Annotated in this window: 20 protein-coding genes and 1 pseudogene; 4 read left to right on the forward strand and 17 right to left on the reverse strand. The window is 43.6% G+C overall.

The features are described 5' to 3' along the window. Positions 1 to 52 precede the first annotated feature (52 nt). From FTX54_RS10275 to FTX54_RS10285, 3 genes are read left to right on the forward strand one after another with little or no spacing between them, the layout of a single operon-like run. Positions 53 to 352: a hypothetical protein gene (locus tag FTX54_RS10275; RefSeq protein ID WP_147805299.1), complete on the forward strand. Its 300-nt coding sequence runs from the start codon at positions 53 to 55 to the stop codon at positions 350 to 352. Between the two features lie 12 nt (positions 353 to 364). After that, positions 365 to 853, forward strand: coding sequence for a DUF456 domain-containing protein (locus FTX54_RS10280; protein ID WP_147805298.1), 489 nt, complete (start codon positions 365 to 367; stop codon positions 851 to 853). 29 nt (positions 854 to 882) lie between these two features. Next, entirely contained in the window at positions 883 to 1587 is a 705-nt protein-coding gene (locus FTX54_RS10285; protein WP_147805297.1) for a hypothetical protein, read from the forward strand. An 87-nt stretch (positions 1588 to 1674) separates the two neighbouring features. Here the strand turns inward: FTX54_RS10285 and FTX54_RS10290 are convergent, their stop codons facing one another. The 4 genes and pseudogenes from FTX54_RS10290 to FTX54_RS10305 all read right to left on the reverse strand — a co-directional run bounded on the left by FTX54_RS10290 (position 1675) and on the right by FTX54_RS10305 (position 8811). Beyond that, complete coding sequence (locus FTX54_RS10290) at positions 1675 to 3927, reverse strand: alpha/beta hydrolase family protein (protein WP_187254687.1); 2253 nt, start codon at positions 3925 to 3927, stop codon at positions 1675 to 1677. 23 nt (positions 3928 to 3950) lie between these two features. Continuing rightward, positions 3951 to 4505 (reverse strand): annotated as a pseudogene (locus tag FTX54_RS10295) (peptide-methionine (S)-S-oxide reductase); the annotation flags it as partial. A gap of 691 nt (positions 4506 to 5196) precedes the next feature. After that, complete coding sequence (locus tag FTX54_RS10300) at positions 5197 to 6321, reverse strand: IS110 family transposase (protein ID WP_147805360.1); 1125 nt, start codon at positions 6319 to 6321, stop codon at positions 5197 to 5199. 834 nt (positions 6322 to 7155) lie between these two features. Further along, on the reverse strand, positions 7156 to 8811 hold the full coding sequence (locus tag FTX54_RS10305) for a glutathione ABC transporter substrate-binding protein (protein WP_147804958.1): 1656 nt from the start codon (positions 8809 to 8811) through the stop codon (positions 7156 to 7158). 452 nt (positions 8812 to 9263) lie between these two features. Between FTX54_RS10305 and FTX54_RS10310 the strand changes: the two genes are divergently transcribed. Beyond that, positions 9264 to 10319 (forward strand): DUF3900 domain-containing protein, encoded by a 1056-nt coding sequence (locus tag FTX54_RS10310; protein WP_147804959.1) that lies wholly within the window; start codon positions 9264 to 9266, stop codon positions 10317 to 10319. A 43-nt stretch (positions 10320 to 10362) separates the two neighbouring features. Here the strand turns inward: FTX54_RS10310 and FTX54_RS10315 are convergent, their stop codons facing one another. The 13 genes from FTX54_RS10315 to FTX54_RS10375 all read right to left on the reverse strand — a co-directional run bounded on the left by FTX54_RS10315 (position 10363) and on the right by FTX54_RS10375 (position 19196). Beyond that, a complete protein-coding gene (locus FTX54_RS10315) occupies positions 10363 to 10920 on the reverse strand; it encodes a DUF2179 domain-containing protein (protein WP_147804960.1) in 558 nt (185 codons plus the stop codon). 643 nt (positions 10921 to 11563) lie between these two features. Further along, the gene (locus FTX54_RS10320) at positions 11564 to 12538 is read right to left on the reverse strand and encodes a rhodanese-related sulfurtransferase (protein WP_147804961.1); all 975 of its coding nucleotides are present in this window, start codon (positions 12536 to 12538) and stop codon (positions 11564 to 11566) included. A gap of 106 nt (positions 12539 to 12644) precedes the next feature. Next, complete coding sequence (gene queE, locus FTX54_RS10325) at positions 12645 to 13379, reverse strand: 7-carboxy-7-deazaguanine synthase QueE (protein ID WP_147804962.1); 735 nt, start codon at positions 13377 to 13379, stop codon at positions 12645 to 12647. Further along, positions 13372 to 13851: a 6-carboxytetrahydropterin synthase QueD gene (gene queD, locus FTX54_RS10330; RefSeq protein WP_147804963.1), complete on the reverse strand. Its 480-nt coding sequence runs from the start codon at positions 13849 to 13851 to the stop codon at positions 13372 to 13374. The genes queE and queD overlap by 8 nt, the downstream gene beginning before the upstream one ends. A 4-nt stretch (positions 13852 to 13855) precedes the next feature. After that, a complete protein-coding gene (gene queC / locus FTX54_RS10335) occupies positions 13856 to 14512 on the reverse strand; it encodes a 7-cyano-7-deazaguanine synthase QueC (RefSeq protein ID WP_147804964.1) in 657 nt (218 codons plus the stop codon). Between the two features lie 389 nt (positions 14513 to 14901). Further along, complete coding sequence (locus tag FTX54_RS10340) at positions 14902 to 15393, reverse strand: metallophosphoesterase family protein (protein ID WP_147804965.1); 492 nt, start codon at positions 15391 to 15393, stop codon at positions 14902 to 14904. Continuing rightward, positions 15390 to 15593 (reverse strand): hypothetical protein, encoded by a 204-nt coding sequence (locus FTX54_RS10345; protein WP_187254658.1) that lies wholly within the window; start codon positions 15591 to 15593, stop codon positions 15390 to 15392. The genes FTX54_RS10340 and FTX54_RS10345 overlap by 4 nt, the downstream gene beginning before the upstream one ends. Positions 15594 to 15881: 288 nt before the next feature. Continuing rightward, the gene (locus FTX54_RS10350) at positions 15882 to 16109 is read right to left on the reverse strand and encodes a sulfurtransferase TusA family protein (RefSeq protein ID WP_147804967.1); all 228 of its coding nucleotides are present in this window, start codon (positions 16107 to 16109) and stop codon (positions 15882 to 15884) included. Positions 16110 to 16158: 49 nt separating this feature from the next. Beyond that, the gene (locus FTX54_RS10355; protein ID WP_147804968.1) at positions 16159 to 17286 is read right to left on the reverse strand and encodes an MBL fold metallo-hydrolase; all 1128 of its coding nucleotides are present in this window, start codon (positions 17284 to 17286) and stop codon (positions 16159 to 16161) included. Positions 17287 to 17338: 52 nt separating this feature from the next. Then, positions 17339 to 17902 (reverse strand): sulfurtransferase TusA family protein, encoded by a 564-nt coding sequence (locus tag FTX54_RS10360; protein ID WP_147804969.1) that lies wholly within the window; start codon positions 17900 to 17902, stop codon positions 17339 to 17341. 56 nt (positions 17903 to 17958) lie between these two features. Further along, positions 17959 to 18258, reverse strand: a complete 300-nt coding sequence (locus FTX54_RS10365; protein ID WP_147804970.1) for a rhodanese-like domain-containing protein — start codon at positions 18256 to 18258, stop codon at positions 17959 to 17961. Between the two features lie 13 nt (positions 18259 to 18271). Beyond that, complete coding sequence (locus FTX54_RS10370) at positions 18272 to 18751, reverse strand: DsrE/DsrF/DrsH-like family protein (RefSeq protein ID WP_147804971.1); 480 nt, start codon at positions 18749 to 18751, stop codon at positions 18272 to 18274. Between the two features lie 184 nt (positions 18752 to 18935). Continuing rightward, positions 18936 to 19196, reverse strand: coding sequence for a metal-sensitive transcriptional regulator (locus FTX54_RS10375; protein WP_147804972.1), 261 nt, complete (start codon positions 19194 to 19196; stop codon positions 18936 to 18938). Positions 19197 to 19214 lie beyond the last annotated feature (18 nt).

The following is a 19214-nucleotide window of genomic DNA, read 5'->3' on the forward strand; positions in this document are numbered from 1 at the left end:
CTATAGTTATGACGTTCTATCATTTACGAGCACAGAAGTGGAGGTGGGGGGATTGAAATTAACTGCTGAAGACCTGCCAGCGTCAGAACGGAAAATCTGGGAGAAGGTCCGCACCCTTCCTGAGCATGAAAAGAAAACACTGTGGCAGATGATTAAACACACGAATAAGGATCATCTCTGTCTTGTTCAGGTGGTAACCACGCACGCTGCGTCACTTGAAGAAAAGGGACTGCTTGTGAAAAACAATGCTTACCGGGGGAAAAAGGGGCAGAGTTACTACGTTCTGCGCACCGCCCCTCATTTAATGAAAAAACTGCAGGGATATGCCAATCGACCTTCCCCTCTGCTTTAAGGAGAATAAACCATGGAAATATTAATTTGGACAGTTATTGCCGCATTATTCATACTCAGTTTCATCGGTCTTTTATTCCCGATTATACCTTCTGTACTGCTCATATGGGGTGCTGTGGCACTATACGCATTTCTAATTGATGGAGGCGCTGTCAGCTGGTGGACATGGGTGTCGTTTGCCATGCTTACCATTGTATTATTTATTGCTGATTACGCGGCCAGCATGTTCTTCGTAAAAAAATATGGTTCAAGCACTTACGGAATGACAGCTGCTACAGTCGGCCTGATAGTGGGAACGTTTATTATTCCTCCTTTCGGCATCTTTATCGTGCCGTTTGCACTCGTCATGCTTACAGAAGTAGCACAGAAAAAGCCAGCAAAAGAAGCTGCAAAAGTAGCTGTAGGTACTCTTTTTGGTTTTTTGGCGAGTACATTTGCAAAAGGTTTAATTCAAGCCCTTCTCATAGCTCTTTTCCTGGCTGACGTGCTGCTTTTTAATTAATTCAATTGCTAACTGGAGGAAAAAAGATAATGGAAAGCACTGTACATCAACATCTGAAACACCAGGCTGTGCTTTGGCTTAAAGATAAAATGACAGATCTTTGTGCGGCGGAAGTAAAGCTGAGTATTCAAAGAAGAAAACGGACAGCTGATGCTGTTGGTATTAATATGAAACGGAAAGAATCCAGAATCATTGAAGTGAAGGCTACCCGTCAGGATTTCCTGCGAGATGATGTTCTTAAAAGCGATTTTGGATATCATACGGCATCTCACTATGCTTACATTCTTACACCGGAGGGACTGCTCAATAAAAGTGAAATTCCAGCTGGTTACGGACTGCTGGAAGCCGACAGGTACGACCGCATCAAGGTAGTAAAACGGCCGGTAAAAAATAAAAAACCAGCCCTCAAGCTTGAAACTTTGATCAAACGAACTGGACGCGCTGCAACGAATGCTTACTTATTTCAGCAGGAGTCCAGACTGTCCAAAGATGAAACGGATGGAGTTTTCAAGAAAAAACCAATCGCCCATCTTGTGAGGGCGACCTGTCCGGAATGTAAAAAGCGCCGCCCCTACGTCCTTCCAGTCGAAGCCAAGGCAGCTGTCTGCACTACCCCGCGCTGCCAGACGATGATCGAACTGGCCAAGGCACGCCCCTTTCATACTGCTTCGTATAATCAGCAATTTTTAAATGATCTTCAGCAGGCGCTCGAAAAAAAGGAAGATTATTTGTAAGCTGAAATTAACATAGAAAAAGCGTCATGACGAAATTTACGTCATAACGCTTTTTTTAATATAAAAATATCTCCGCAGAAAATTCCTTTAATCTTCTAAAAAACCTATCTCATCGATTACTAAACTACCCGGCCCGTTTTGGAATTCCCACGTAATCTGTTCAAGCTCTGAAAGATCCTGTCCCTGTTCAATAAGTTCCGTCTCAAAAAGATAAGTCTGAAAAGCCGGTTCAATCGGTTCTTCATATTTACCATCCCGAAAGTAGTCTTCAAGAAAAGGATAACGCGAATACTGGGTCCATATAGAAGAAGGGATAGTATAGAAATCCTCCACATTAATCAATGTTTCTTCTCCACTTCTGAAGGTAAAACGCAAATACACTTCCGGATCTGTCGTTCCCCGGTCATTCCCGCTCAATTCCCGATCCATCTGTGCCATTGAAAAAGAAAAATAGCTCTTGTTTTCATTGAAATAATCTTCCGCGTATCCATCTGGAAGTTCCAGATGGTAGGAAGCTTCTGTCTCCCATTCCAGCTGCACCCCATCCGGAGCTTTTCTGCTGCCGGCTCTATCAAGGGTGGAGACTTTCTGCCAGCTTTCAAAATCATTTCCAGACGCAGTTACTCCTTCAGGAAACTGCTCTCTATCATTTTCCCTGTTGAAAGTGACGAGAGGAGAATAAGCAGAATTGGAATAGCGGGTTACATACTGCGTATCCGGCAGCCAGTTCCGACCAGTGCGGACATCACGGAACAACTGCTCGTATTCTTCCTCTCCCCGAATCGTCGTTTCCAGAAAAGCGGTCGTAAATACTTTAGCAAGTTTCTGTTGTTCTTCCGGCTCCATCATCTGCTCCCGGCTTAAAAACAAACTTCCAGGAAGTCGCATATCCGTTCTTCCCCAATCAGTATTAAACTGGCTGTGATTTGCTTCAGCCACATATACAGCTGCCTTCATGAAATCTCCTGAACCGTCAAGTTCAACCCGCCCGTACTGCCTGTCTCCCCGGAAATTATGAACGTCTCCATCTCTTGCTCCATGAAGAGATAAATAATTAACATTAACTGGAGCGGGACGCATATCATCTACCTGCTGGTCTGTAGGAGCCAGGCCGATTACGGAAGTGATCTCCAGCTCATCCATACCTTCAAGTGCAGGATCCTCTTCAAAAAACTTCTCGTACTCGGCAGTCATTGCAGCAGCCTGTCCTCCACGCGAATGACCTATTAAAGCAATATGATCCATGTTAAGGCGTCCCTGAAGTGTTTCTGTTTCTTCATTAAACTTCTGCAATTCCAGAAGATGCTGCATAAAAAGCCAAGCCCGCAGCTTCATATCTTCATTAGGGCTGCCTGTCCAGTTGGAATAGTTCACAAAGTTCTGATCAATCGATACTGCAGCATAACCGTGGGAAGCAAGATGTTCTCCGAGATAGGTATAGCCGGCGTCCGAAAAATTCTCCATGCGGTGGTTGCCATGCGTCATCAGTACGACCGGAAACGGTCCTTCCCCTTCCGGCATCCACATTTCTCCGTTTAATGGAAAAGCTGAATCATCAAATCCCCAGAAGGATGTCCTCCAGTTTTCCCATTCATCATCAGAGAAATAGCGGGAAGCATCGACACTTTCGGAAAGGATATCTGTTCCTTCTGCGAAGTGTTGCCGATGGCGGTCTTCACCATTACTATAATAAATCAGTTCTGCATTATATCCTCCCGGCTCTCCCGGGTCGGCCGTCTGCACAGTAGAAACTCCTTCACTGGAAGTGAAAGTGGAGGTCGCATCGTGCTCCTCAATTGTAGGGTGAAAGAAAATCAACAGCAGAAACCAGGAGACAGGAATAAAGCTGTAGATGAGCTTTTTAGGAGCAGGAAGACGGCTCATCCATATTTGCAGCAATGCTCCTAAAACATATGCACTTATTATAAATATTCCGGTCATAATCGAAGTGAAGTAAACCCCAAGGTTAGCTTCATCCTGTATGTAATAAGCCAGAAAAGCGGTATAAGCCGAGGCACTTAATATAAGTCTCGGCAGCGGTACATAAAGCAGCGACAAAAGATAAGCTGCAGCAAAACTGATTCCTGCAAAAGCTGCTGTATTAGCAGACATGAACACAATTAGATCCACTGCTCTTCCTAAGCCGGTGGGCATAGCAAGAGCAGCTATCGCTGCAGCCGCCATACTGGCTGCGTACATGGCTAATATAACTCCCTCAAGGTCTTCATCCCAGGCTGCCATGACTTTAAGCCTTTTTTTCCACCAGGATGCAAATTTTTGAAAACGTGATTTTTCTGTTTTCACATACGGCGACTGCCTGTAAAAATCCTGATATTCCATACACAATACTCCTTCAATTTCAGTTACCATTTAACTGAGCGCAGAACTTCTGACAATTCAGGATCCAGTTTGAATTCCTCATAAACCTCCTGCATTGATAAATTTCCATGAGCGACGGCATTCAGCCGTGCTGAAGCTGTGGCATCTATCAGCTGTTTCTCCGATCCAAAATAAGCTTCCAGCGGTTTAAAAGCTTTATTAAATCTGCGCAGGAAAAATTTCTGATGGTAATTTTCCGCCTGTGTAAAATGTGAGAAGGCAGCTATTTCTGTTTCTACAGGATACCCTTTTTCCGCTTCGTGTTCTTTCTTCTTTGCTTCTGCTGTTATTCTTTCTTCTTCCGTGCGCCAAAGCACCAGAGACAAATACTGTCTCGCTTTATAGCCATGGTTGACTCCACTGTGCATCAACCAGAAATGATCTAGCAGATCTCCATAGGAGAGTACAGAAGGATCGTAATCAATCTCTATACATTCGGTATGGTCTCCCATACTGCGGTAAGTTGGTGTCGCAGATTCTCCGCCTGCATATCCTGTTCTTGTACGAACGACTCCGTATAGACGGCCGAACTGGCCATCCGGTCCCCAGAATCAACCTAATCCAAACGTAGCTGTCGCTGTATTCCTCATCATCGAACCCCCTTCATTCGATCTTTCACTTTATATTTTATCATTTTTCTCGTTGGTATACCTACGATAATATAGTCGGACAGTTAAGAATAAACAGCAGCTCCCCTGGCGAATATAAACCAGGAAGGGAAGACCCTGTTTTTTACAGGGTGCCTTAAAAATAAACTCTGTTAAAAGTCCAGTGTTGATAAATGTAAAAAACTTCACAACAACCCGGCAGGCCTGCCGTGGAGGAGCTTTCCAGCTTCCTGATATGAACGAAACTGTCAAGAGAAGAACTCCCTTTGCCATTGGTATTACATTTTGCCCGACTTAAAGAACCAAAGCCTTTCGGCTTCTTTTTCAAGTTTTCGTGTTCTTTCGGATCGCTTGAATTCCTCCTCTTTTCTTTCGGCGTGCCCGTAAAGGTAAGCACACGGCACGAAGGCAAAAATAGTGGCGACGGTTCGCACTCTGATATCCGTGGGTTCTCACATGGTCTCTTTCCGGATTAAGGACGTTTCCACTAACTCGGGACGTGCGTTCATCCGGTGAAGCCGGACTAGCACAGAGGAAGCACGTGGATGTTCCTTACCGGTCTTTCCCCTTTGCCTTCGAGCCCTGGGCTCATCTATCGGGTGTATTTCCGAGAAGAAACGCATTACATTTGGTCACTGGCGGGTGGCAACGGGTCGATTTCTCGAGAGATCGCCCAGATGAAACCAAGGAGTTCCCGAGCGACGGCAGTAACGGCTTTGTGACTTTCTTTTCCTTTGGAGAGCAAGCGGTAAAATTTTTTATGAAGCCGGTTTTGCGCTTTCCAGGAGATCAACTGCACTGCGGGAGAACTGCCAACTTGTCGCTTTTTCAAGTCTCCCTTGACCGCCGGGGAATAGCGGTAACTCCACCCTGCCTCCACCAACAAACGACGTATATGCCGATTGCCGGTTTTCGTAATGCCTCCCTGATTCCGCCGTTCTCCGCTCGAGTATTCGGAGGGGACGAGGCCAGCGTATGCCATCAATTGTCCGGGAGTGCGGAACCGATGAAAGGACCCAATTTCTGCGACAATTCCGATGGCTGTAATGAGTGCCACCCCTTTGAGGCATTGAAGTGCCTGAATCATGGAGGCGTGCACACCTTGGATCGACTGGGTATAGATTTCGTCTTCCAGCCGTTGCACGCGTAGTTCCATTTCCTTGAGCTGATGGTAATATTCCCGGAAAACGACCCGCAGGGTATCCTGAGAGAACTTCAGTGTATCTAACCACTCTCTGTATTTTTTCGTTTGGCGCTTTACGCCTTGCGGCGGTCGAAGCTCGTGGCGCAGGAGAAACTTGCTCAACCTTTGACGGGCCCGAAGTTCATCTTCTTTTGCATCTTCCCGGCAACGCACCAGATCGCGCAGTGCTTCATCTGCTTCCGTCGGCACGTAAATCGAGGTTAACTCTCCGGCACGATACAGCTGTGCGAGCCGAAGCGCATCCCGACGATCTGTTTTCACCCGCTCACCCGGTCGTTGGGGAATGAGAGAGGGGGCGATAATGTCACAAGAGATACCGAGAGAGAGTAGCAGCCGATACAATGGATAGCCCGTAGGACCGGCTTCATAACAGACACGCAGACGATCCGATGGACCGAGTTTACGCATCAACTTTCGAACATTTTCTACCGTATGCGGGATGGTGCCCCAAAAGCGAGGAGCATCTCGACCTGCATCGGCGATCGCAACAGCAATCGTGTTCTTGGAGACGTCCAGACCAACAAATTTTGTGGTATCATTCATGATAAGCTGGCTCCTTTCGTAATGTAGCTCTGATGGGATAAGAGGTTCTTACAGATCTCTATACCCGATTAACCTACGTATTTACGGATAGGGTGCCAGTTTCGTTCATGATAACTCGGGCTTATGCCCTCCGGGATCCTCCAATCTCCTTCTTCCACGGGCACGTTTCCGCTTCGTTTTAATTCTCCCATACAGAAAGCCCGCTGGTTGAATCAAGGAGGTACCAAGGTAGAAACCAGTGCCAGGGCGATTTTTCAAGAGGCCTGCGGAAAAAGAAAGCGGGAAGATCCTCCCGGACGCAAGGGAAGCCGCAGGCAATCCAATAACAACACGGAGCTTTAACAGAGACACTCATGCAAATATTTTTGCACCATGAAGCATGAAAATGCCCTTTTACAAGAATAGAATTTCCCATCTATAAAGGTGGTATGAATGATGTTCAAGAAAGGATCTTCTTTAGTAGGCGGCAGATACTTTTCTATCTTTTTACCGTAAGCTGGAGTGTACATGGGGCGACTCCGGGGCGATCAAGGACGAGCTGAAGATCCATCCCTCCGACCGCAGGGAGGAAGGGATTAGCTGAGGCCGGCCCGCCCGGAAAGCGTCCCCATGGAAACGAAAGCGACCATTCATTGCTTATCTGTTTTATTTTCAAGGCAGCCTAAAAATAAAGTATTGAAAGCCTTTCTTCCACCATAATACTAAACCAGGCTGCACCCACAGACTTATCCGTGGGAACACGTAAAGAGCGTCATGACAAATGATTCGTCATGACGCCCTTACAATATCCAAATAGATGATTCGGATTTCTCAGGAAGTTATTTCTGCTTCTAATTACTGCTCAATTTCTACATCCTGAAGCTGGTAAAGACCAGATCCGTCTGCCCAGAAACCGGAAATTTCATCACGATGACCCATAATATGATCCGGGTGATAAAGGAAAGAAGCAGGAGATGCAGCGTTCAGGTGGTTAACTGCATCTTCATAAAGTGATAATCGAGCATCTTCATCCTCTTCAATACGAGCCTGTTGAATAATTTCATCGTAATCTGTATCTGCGTAAAAGAATCTGTTCCCTTCTCCTACACTGTCAGAGTGGAATAATTCATGAAGCGGATAGTCAGCGTCCATCGTCGGAAGACTGAGACCTAAAATAAACATATCATGTTCCCCTTCGGCTGTAGCATCCAGATAAGCGCCCCATTCAAGGACTTCAATCGTAACATCCACCCCTATCTGGGCCAAGTCAGCCTGTGCAAGTTCTGCAATATCCATACGTTCCCGGCTGTCATTTGTCCAAAGAGTCGTTTCAAAACCATCCTCATATCCTGCTTCTTCCAGGAGAGACTGTGCTTCCTCAAGGTCCTGTGCTGATGGTTCAATATTTTCTGAATAGCCGAACTGCGTAGAATTAATCGGTCCATTTGCCGGCTCCCCTGTGCCTTCAAGAACCCCTTCCTGCATATTTTCCTTGTTAAGAGCAAGGTCAATTGCACTTCTCACCCGTTCATCGCCAAAAGGTTCCTTTTCCGCATTGAAACCCATATAAGTAATACTTGCAGCTTCCCGCTGATAGACGTTTGTTCCATCCGTTTCTTCCACACGAGACATATCACTCGGAGTCACCGGGTCGATAATATGCGCTGCACCGGATTCCATTTCCCCGATCCGGGTTAAATCTTCTGGAACAACGTTGAACGTAACAGAGTCAACATTTACATTTTCACCCCAGTAATCTTCATTCGCATCAAGAACGACACGATCACCCGGCTCCCATGAGTTGAATGTAAAGATTCCCGTACCAACAGGATTTTCGTTAATGATATCCCCCGGCTGGCCGTCATCTTCCATATTCGCATAGTCTTCTTCAATAAGCTCAGGAGAAACTATGTTGGAAGGATAAGTGGACAAATGAGCAGGAAGAGCTGCAAACGGATTTTCAAGATGGAAACGGACGGTGTAATCGTCAACTACTTCCACTTCTTCAATCGTTTCGAACTGCCCTGCCCGCGGCGAAGCAACATCCGGATCAAGAAGTCGTTCAATATTCACTTTAACAGCCTCAGCGTTAAATTCTGTTCCGTCTGTAAACGTGACATCTTCGCGAAGTTTAAACTCCCACACATCAGCTTCTACATCCTCCCAGCTTTCTGCAAGATTGGGCTGCAATTCAAGATCCTCATTAAATTTTGTAAGAGATTCAAAGATATTGATCTGTACGTTACCGGAAGGGACGTCACTTGTCGTGTGCGGGTCAAGAGAAGAAATATCGGAGAGGGTACCGATGATTAAGTCGTTGCCTCCAGCAAGCTCTTCCGCTTCTCCATCACCAGCACTGTCCCCATCTTCAGCAGCCTCGTTATTTCCCCCGTTATCAGGTGCTGCTCCATTATCTGCTCCACTATTGTCCGGCTCGCTCGCACATGCCGCTGTCATCATTGCTGCAGCTGCCATAACCGTTACAACTTTTAATTTTCTGCTTTTTTTCATATTTTAATTATCCCCTTTTTATTTTAATTTCAAATTTCGACAATATGTAACAATAATTTTCCCTCGTTCAAATTTACTACATTGTTACATAGAAGTAAACAATGTTTTTAGAATATTAATTTTATTTATATAATTTAGAAAAAACAAATTATATCAACTTGCTAAAATGCTTTGTATTAATCGAGTTTCTTCCTATTTAATAAGCAGTCTTCAAATAATATTCCATTTATTAAAACTGCGAAAAAATTATATCTCTATAAAATGTGATACACTACGGTAGTCTGGAAATTTCATTTCAAAAAAATACATTTGATGTTACATGTTAATTCTTCTACAGTTTTCATAAAGTCTGAAGTTGTTTAAAGAAAGCTTGAATCTTTTCTGGATGCCTGACCTAAACACACTAACATTGAATTTTGCCAGACTATATTTTTATAAAGGAGTTCATACACATGGATCTTCACATAAATTTCGCCGCTTTTTTCCAGATCAAAGATTCTGAAGGAAGCGGGAAAACAGCTGTTCACCAGTCCACTCTTTCTGAGAGAGAATATACAGACAGTGCCGTAGAAACTTTTCTGCACGAAGAATTTAAAAAAATGTTCCTGAGAAAAGCTGAAAGACATCCATCTTCTCCTAAATCAGCTACTAAACTGGGCCGCTTTATCGTGGAGCCTGGTTTTGAACTGGCTTCCAATCCGAATTATGCCATGCTGGAACGGGTCCGCCAAACGGAAGATTCAGACTCATTTACAGATGAATCAGCAAAAATTATCGATGCCTATATCCACACGAATTCTGCCAGGGGTGGAGTTATGCTTATAGTGAAAGCCTCACTCCCCGAGCTGTCGAGTCAGTCTTTCATCCTGCTTGCCAAATGTGATTTTGAAGATCACATCGTTACTTTGGGAGATGAAAATGACCTTCTTCGGCAAGTGAACAAAGCTATATCCACAAAAGGGATGAAAGCGGTGCAATTTCCCCACATGCCTCAGGAAGGACTCATAGAACCGTGGGAAGTGAAAATTCATCAAGCTTCTCATGCCCACTACTTTGAAGATTTTCTTGCCTACGTGGAATACCCAAAAACAAAAAATGAAATGGCCGCCCAGGAAGTCGTAGAGTCTGCCCAGGAATTTGTTCTGTCTTCTTTTGAAGAAGACAGCGAGGAACGAATTGCAGAGGAAGAAGTACTGGAAGCATGGGCTAATACAGAGGAGAGAACGCTTCAGGAACGCTGGGAGGAAGAACAGGTGAAAGAAGTGGCCAGACCGATTCTTGAAAAAAATCCAGAAGTAAAATTGCGCCTTAAACTGGATCATTTGAAAATTGATGCCCTGCTTGAAGACTTTGGGGAAAACCTCCACATTGCAAAAGTAGGCGAACGTTATGTCGTTATTCTGGAAGGAGAATATTTCTCTTTTGATAAAGAGGCTTCTCCAGTGGAATTTCTGCAGCCTGATGATCTGGACAACATTACAGCACGAATTAAAGCAAGGCATGAGTGAAAAGCATAAAAAAAGAAGCACCGTAAATCCCGTGCTTCTTTTTTTATGCTGATTTTTTGTTCTGCTTCCGCCGGTTAAATAGTTCCCAGCGCCGCTTCATACCTTTTGTAATATAACCGCCTTTAAAACTGCGGGGTTCAAAAGAGGCAACAAAAGCCTTTTCTTCGTAGGATTCAATAATTCTATAAAATTCTTTCTCACGATCTCGTCTCGCTGTACAGTGCAATAAATACCGCTCGGCATCTATCCCCTGAACTTTAGAAGTGGAAACACTAAAACCCACTTCGCGAAGGCGATTCACAAGTTCTTCGTTTGACTGGGGAATGTTAGCTTCAATCGTAACATAACCAATAGCCAGTTTTTCTTCGACGTAAGCTCCAATGTACAGTCCGACTCCAAAACCAAGAGCATAGGCAGCCATATTATAATAATTTGTTAAATCACTTAATACCAGTCCGACAGCAACTACATAAATGATCCCTTCAAGTACGCCAAGACCGGAAGCTTTACCTTTCTGGGATTTAACCATCATGATCGTTCGAAGAGTTAAAACAGGCACGTATAACAGCTGGGCAAAGAAAATAATAAGTGGTTCCAGCATTGGGGAAGCCCCCTTTCTTTCTATCCATGAAATGTATTGTCGATTAATTTTAACAGGGAATATATAAAATAAAAGGATAATCATTCGACAATTAACGACATTATTATACCCTCCCATTTACAAACAGAAGATCACCTTATTTAATAGCTCTGTTAAAGCTTTAACAGAGCCTATTTAATAAAAACCAGCCTTTAACACACCTTCAATTAAAAAGCCTCGTGTCTCATCAATTAATTGATAAGGTACGAGGCTTTTTGTAATGCTCCATAAAAGTTCAGTATCATTTTATAGAAGTTTTTGGCAGCCGCTCATTAATAAACACAATAAACATTAACAGAGACACTCATGCAAAAGCCTTGCACCATGAAGGATGAAAATGCCCTTTTACAGGAAGGGCATTTCCCATCTATAAAGGTGGTATGAATGATTTTCAAGAAGGGATTTTCTTTGTTAGATGGCAGATACTTCTCTATCTTTTTACCGTAAGCTGGAGGGGACATGGGGCGATGAAGGAAAAACGAGCACCACACCGCCCGATGGAAAGGAGGACGGGATCAGCTGAGGCCGGCCATGCGCCCCCATGGAAACGAAAGCGCACGTTCACACTTAACTACTTTATTTCCAAGGTAGCTGCTTATAAAAATTACTTTTGAAAAGCACTTTCGTACTCGTCGATTTTCTTTAACTGTGTTTCGAATTCCTCATCCGTCATCCGACGCGTTTCCACGTACCTATTCCGCGGATGAACCCGGCACTCATGTGTGCATCCGCCAAGATAAAACGCTTCATTTTCTTCCGAGGTTAAAATCTGCTTGTTACAATCCGGATTGGCGCAGTTAATATATCGTTCGCAAGGCTCTCCTGTGAAATGGTCACGCCCGACAATAACATGCTCCTCCTGATTAATCGGAACACTGATACGCTCATCAAAGACATAGCACTGTCCGTTCCATAGTTTCCCTTTCACTTCTTCATCTTTTCCGTACGACACGATGCCGCCTTCAAGATGATTTACGTTATCGAATCCTTTTTCTACAAGCCATCCGGAAAACTTTTCACAGCGGATTCCGCCTGTACAGTAAGTCATAATTTCTTTACCTTCCAACAGCTCCCGGTTGTTATCCACCCACTCCGGCAGCTCGCGGAAATAGTCGATGTCCGGACGAACAGCCCCATCAAAATGACCCAGATCGAATTCATATTTATTTCTTGCATCCAGTACGATAGTATTTGGGTCCTGCATTTTTTCGTACCATTCTTTAGGGCTGAGATAGTTGCCTGTCGTTTTCCGGGGATCCACGTCCTCGTCATTCAGGCGAAGCGTAACGATTTCCTGCCGGGGTCTTACGTGCATTTTCTTAAATGCATGCTTATCCGCTTCATCAATTTTAAAGATAATATCCTGAAACATGGGATCAGCTTTCATATCATTCATATACTGTTCGGTTTGTTCATATGTCCCTGAAACAGTTCCGTTGATACCTTCAGAGGCAATAAGGATACGTCCTTTCAGACCGATGCTTTTACAGTATTCCAGGTGCTCCTGCGCTTTTTCTTCCGGTGCTTCAATATCTGTATACAAATAATAGAGTAATACGCGATATGCTGGTTTTTCCATCGGTTATATACTCCTTTCCTTTCAATTAGCGTGTGAGAAGTCCGGAAAATATTATATCAAATTTCTTTCGGAAAAAACAGCGTTTCATATAAGCGTGAAGCAATTATTATACGCCGCGCTTATTTCCCCAGACGAGCGTATGCAGCTGGGGGAGCACACGGACATTGACGGTTTCCGGATCATCCATCGTCCAGTCCACCAGTTCCTCATATTTAGTAAGCAGCTTGGACGTAAGATCTTCTGTTTTTTTCTCGTCTCCGGTGTCTTCATTTCCTACCTGAAGATAAAACGGGATATGCGGGTAGCGTTGATGAATCTGTTTCGCATAGTCAAAATCTTTTTTATCAAAAATGACAACCTTCAAACTCGTAAAACCGTCTCTGCCTGCTTTTGTTAATCGATCAATAATATCATCAAGAATAGTAAAGTTCGTTTTCATTAATGAGCTTGGCGGTTTCGGGGAAATTGTCAGATCATCGACCTGCAGAAACCACTCCTGCCACCGGCTGCCCTGAGTTTCCAATGCTGCTTCCACATTATTTTCATGCAGAAGTTCGATCAGGGACCCCATGTGCTTCAGAAGAGCTGGATTTCCGCCGGAAATAGTAACGTGGGAAAAATTATTTGGTGCCAGGTTCGTCAGTTCCTCCCAGACCTCTTCCGGGGTGAGCCTGCGGATTTCGTCTTTCGCACTTCCGTCCCACGTAAAGGCCGAGTCACACCAGCTGCAGGAATAATCACAGCCGGCTGTACGGACAAACATTGTTTTTTTACCTATAACCATACCTTCTCCTTGAAAGGTCGGACCGAACACTTCTAAAACAGGAAGTGCTTTACTCATTGCGCATCCACTCCCTGGTAATTTCAGCGTAGCTTGTCGGAGTTTCAAACAGTCTCACAAATTCCGTCCGCAGCTCCTGATTCCCTGCTTTATTTCTTTCCTGCAATGCCTGTTCCATCTGTTCGTAAATCCAGACGACCATGTTTTCTGCAGTTGTATTCATTGGAGGGAGCATTTCGTTTAAATACCGGTGATCTAGATACGTTTCAATATTTTCTTTCCATATTTCTTTAATATCTCCAAAATCAATCATAATTCCAATGTCATCCACATACCCGCTGATACCGAATACAACGCGGTAAGTATGTCCGTGGAGGTTTTTGCATTTCCCTTCGTATTCATGAAGATGGTGAGCCGCATCAAAGGAAAATTCTTTCGAAATCATGACACGTCTGCTGTGATATTTAAGCTCTTTTTTCTGAATATCCTCCCCGAGTTTCTGAAGTTCTTCAACGATACGGAATCCAAACATGAGATCACGTTTCCTTTCTTTGTAGATAGGTCTGCAGGCCGTTGTGGCGGAGAATACAGGCAGGGCATTCCCCGCATCCATCTGCAAGAATACCGTTGTAGCAGGTAAGCGTATTGTTTCTTACGTAATCAAGCCCGTGGAGCTCATCGGCAAGTTTCCATGTTTCTGCTTTATCGAGCCACATAAGCGGCGTGTGTAAAACAAACTCATAATCCATAGCAAGATTCAGCGTCACGTTTAAAGATTTTACAAATGCATCTCTGCAGTCCGGGTATCCACTGAAATCTGTTTCACAAACTCCGGTAATAATATGCCGGGCCCCGTGCTGTTTGCCCTGAATAGCTGCAAATGACAGAAATAGAAGATTTCTTCCTTCCACAAACGTCGAGGGCGGTTCTCCTTCTTTCTGTTCAATCTCGATATCACTGCGGGTAAGCGCATTTGGAGCAAGCTGATTTAACAGACTCATATCAAGTACGGTATGTTTTACGCCAAAGTCGGCGGCTATTTTTTCTGCTACGTCAATTTCCCGGCTGTGGCGCTGATTGTAATTGAACGTAACTGTTTCTACTTCAGCAAAGCGGTCAAGAGCCCACAACAGACATGTCGTACTGTCCTGGCCCCCGCTGAAAACAACCACGGCTTTTTCTTCTTTTAACATAAAGTGATGCTCCTTTATTTTACTGTCTTTTGACAGTTTCATTATAAAAATACGTATATCGTCTTTTTTATTTTGGCTCTGCTAAAGTCGAATGTTGTATTAAGACCGGCAGTGGATTTTTAAAATAACAACAAAGAATATTGACAGAGTATATATTTTAAGACCTTTAGTGTTTTGTAAAATAAAAAAAGAGTGACTCCGCCAGCTGAAAAGATTCCAGCTTAAAAACGAAGTCACCCCGGTATAAAATTACATCAGTAATAGTACAGGTACGGATGGAGACCTAGTTTTTTATAGAGGGTTTAGCTAGAACCTCTTCCGTTCAGGACGGGTATTATGCAGTTTATTCCGCTGTTCATCATAACACGAACACTGGAGATATTCCATCTTTATAAAAAAAAGACGTGTTCTGCTTTTATTCCTTCTTCTGACAACCTGAGCCATGCGAATGAAAAATAGGGGGAGCGCCGCCGGTCTGTCGCTGAACCAGGATTAAGGAGCAGGGATTTCCCGTGGTAACGCAGGTAAGGGATATGAGAGTGTCCGAACAAAATAATATCCGCTTTACCTTTAAAAGCGTTTTCTGCTCTTTTCTCTGTAGTACTTCCCTTTCCTTCATGGCCGTGAACCACTGCAATTCGATACCCGCATTCGTTCATTATCACCTGTGCAGGAAGATCGGCCTGCAGCTGCTTCTCGTCCCCGTTCCCATAAACTCCGATTACAGATGTATCTGCCTTCAGTTTTTCATACACTTCTACAGTCTGCCAATCTCCGGTATGAATAATTAGGTCTGCGCTGCTGAAGGCTTTTTGCAGTTCTTCCGGAAGAGAGGATCCTTTCTTCGGCATATGAGTGTCACCAAAGACGAGTATTCTCAAGTTTTTCTTCCTATGCCAGGAGCACGGGCAGCAGAAATAAGTCTAAAAGAAGCTCCAATTGTAATGAAAACACCGAGTCCAATATATAACAGGCCTCTGTCTGTAACAAGAAGACCGGTAGCTGCAGATGTTATCAGTAGAATACCAATGATGAGAAAGAATACTTCAAGAGCGATAAACGCTTTATTTTTATATGCCAAAGTCTCCCCCACTTTCCTCTTATTCAGTATTTTTACTATAACATAACGGACTTGCAGAAACCCATTTAAGTAAATTTCTTTTCGCAGCCAATTATACTCATCTTTATTAATCGTATAAACGAAAATCTGTATGTTTTCTGCTTTATTTGAGTAAACCTGCGCCAACGCACAAAAAAATCGCCTGACCTTTATAATGACAGGAAGAAACCTATCATTAAAAGGGGCGATTTTTTTGCGCAGCAGATTCACTGCGTTTCAGTACTACACATTAGTTAAGCCGTGTTATAATTACTTTTTTTTAATCCAAAACTTTAACACTTCGCCCTCTTCCGACTGATCCACGAGTTCGTGCCCGCCGGATTTAGACCATGCTGCAAGATCCGCTTTTGCACCTTTATCCGTTGCATGAATTTCCAGAATCTCTCCTGATTCAATATCGTTCATTGCCTTCTTTGTTTTTACGATCGGCATTGGACAAGCCAGACCTTTTGCATCTAATACTTTAGCTGCGTTCATATATATAACCTCCATATAGTTTGTTAAATTTTTCTGTAATTCTATCTTTTTATGCTTTAACTGCACATCGGTTCGGTCCGATTTCCATTTCACGCTTCTTCTCAAGCTCAGGAGTAATTCTTCCCATGTTAGTTTGACGAATTTCCTGATGAGAATTCGGCTGAGGCGGAAGATTCTCGGTTACAAGAGAACGGAACTTTTCTTCATCATCTATATTAAGGCCGTGATTTTTCTCGAATAGCGTCCCCAGCTTTTCCTGAACACTGCCATCTTCATTAACTTCTTCCATAATCATAAAGTGGGCAGGGAGGACAATCAGCTCTTGGGAAAGTTCTTTGTAACGACTGTAAAGCGTTTCACGAAGGTCCCCTACCCAGTCATCCGCTTTTCCGGCGAGGTCCGGTCTGCCGATGGAGTCAATGAATAGGATATCTCCGCTTAGAAGGTACCGGTTATCAATTACAAAAGATGTAGAACCGATCGTGTGCCCGGGAGAATAAAGGGCATTAATATCAATTGAAGTTTCCCCTATTTTCACCTGCTGCTTATCTTCCAGAGCAGCATATTCAAATACTACTTCTTCTGCATCTTTCGGAGGGAGCCAGTAAACAGCACCTGTTTTTTCTGCTATTTCCCGTCCACCCGAAATGTGATCGGCGTGAAGATGCGTATCAAAGACGTGCTTAATTTCAACGCCTTTTTCTTCAGCAAATTGAAGAAAGGTATCAGTCATTCTTACAGCATCGATGACAGCTGCTTCATTACCGGAAACAGCCATGTAGGATAAGCAGCCTTTACCCAGTCTTACAAACTGATAAAGTTCTCCGTTTGGAAGGTCTCCAACTTTAACCGGCTCTAAATGCTCACTCCATGCTTTCATACCGCCTTCAAGGTATGCTGCGTCCATTCCTTCGTCTGAAAGCATTTCTGCCACCATCTGAGAAGATCCCTCTTTGGCACAAACAACAAGAACTTCTTTATTCTGTGGAATTTCTTTCATAATTTCTTCTACTCCGTCAAGAAGTTCAAAATAAGGAATGTTCAAATATTGAAATGAATCTGCTTCGATTTTCCAGTCCTTGTAGGCATCCTCATTACGAACATCGAGGATAAATAAATCATTCTTATTAACTACACGTTGTGCTACTTCTGATGCTTTCCATGCTTTTACTGCCATATTAATATTCCTCCTTGGAATGAATTATTATTTTTAATTTCTTCGTTAATATCTATTGTTTAGATTCAGTTGGACCTTCCCAGCCACTCATTCCCGGCACCACGTTTTTTACATTTTTAAATTCTGCATCAGTAAGTTTCTGTGCTGCCATATCACTGCGATTGCCGGTCCGGCAGACCACAAACGTTTCTTTATCTTTATCAAGCTCGCCTGATCGCTCTTCTAATTCCCCGAGCGGTATTGAGACAGCCCCCGGTATATGGGAGAAAGCATATTCTGCTGATTCGCGTACATCAATGACCTGCACATCCCCGGTTAATTTCTCCTGAAGCTCTTTGTTATCAATGACGTGCGGATACGTTTTTTCCTCCTGCTCTTCTGCAGAGGATTTCCTAACGTAATGAAATAGCACCTCTCCGTTTTCACTGGTACCGATATATTGATGACCTGCTTTTTTGGACCAGGCCTCCAAATCTGCTGTTGAACCTTTATCAGTAGCCTGAATTTCAATAACTTGACCTGGTTCCAGGCTGGCAATCGCTTTTTTTGTTTTTACAATTGGCATCGGGCATGCAAGCCCCTTTGCATCCAAATGTTCGTTTACTTTAATATCCATTTTAAATCCTCCTCTATAATACTAATACACGTAAGGGTATATAATTAATTAACAAATTATTGCTGAGGTTTCAGCGTCTTCCCTTTCCAGGACGTCATTCCGCCTGTCATATTAACGACATCATAACCCTGTTTTTGTAAAAAATGTGCTGCTCTCTCACTCCGGGCACCCGAGCGGCAGATCAATAATACCTGCGTATTATCAATTTCATTTAACCGGTCTGGAATTTCTCCAAGGGGGATATGTTTAGCTCCTGGAATTATTCCGGATTGTGTTTCTTCATATTCCCGCACATCAATCATCTGTAGATTTTCATTAAGTCTGCTTTCTACTTCCTTGGCTGTCCATTCTCTCATTGTTTCCTTCCTCCTAAATAAACAAATTCACATTTCCGTCTTCTGCTTCTGCCAGATAAGCGGCTACTCCTCCGTATTCAATGCCATCTATAAGTTCTTCTTTCTGAAGTCCGAGAAGATCCATCGTCATCGTACAGGCTACAAGTTTAATATCCTGTTCCTTGGCCATCTCCATTAGATCAGCCAGTGGCATTGCCTGGTGCTTTTTCATAACTTTTTTAATCATTTTTGGTCCCATACCGCCAAAGTTCATATTGGAGAGCCCCATTTTCTCAGCTCCGCGCGGCATCATTCTGCCGAACATTTTTTCCATTTTTCCTTTTGGAAGCGTCATTTTCTCGTCTTTTCTAAAAGCGTTAAGCCCCCAGAATGTTGCAAAAATAGTCACGTCGTGGTCATAAGCGGCTGCTCCGTTAGCAATGATAAATGCTGCCATTGCTTTATCGTAGTCACCACTGAATAAAATAATATTGGTTGATTTTGTCTGTTCCATGTCATCCTCCTGCACGTTTTATTAGTTACTCTATATATACTTATACCAGTAGGGGTATATTATTGTCAACACTTATCTCTTTTTTTATTTACTGAATCATATCTCTTAAAAAAGGCCGGCAGAGCGGCAGAAAATCTGATGTTCTGCCGCCATTAATTGCTTGCCAGCTGGTGTTTAACGGCTTCTAACGGCTCTTAACGAGCATATTTACGGCTTCCTGGATCATTTCTTCTGAATCTTCCCCGTTTTCTATCTGATCACGCACACACTGCTCCAGATTAGAACTAACCACTACACCAATAGCACGATCCATAGCATTTCGGGCTGCAGACATCTGTCCGACGAGTTCCCTGCAGTCTTTGCCTTCCTCCATCATCCGCAGAACAGCCTTCACCTGACCTTCCACACGCTTAACACGGTTTTTCATTTGCGGTGTATATTCCATTATTATTCCCTCACATTC

It is taken from the genome of Alkalicoccus halolimnae (assembly GCF_008014775.2).
Taxonomy (GTDB): Bacteria; Bacillota; Bacilli; order Bacillales; family Salisediminibacteriaceae; genus Alkalicoccus; species Alkalicoccus halolimnae.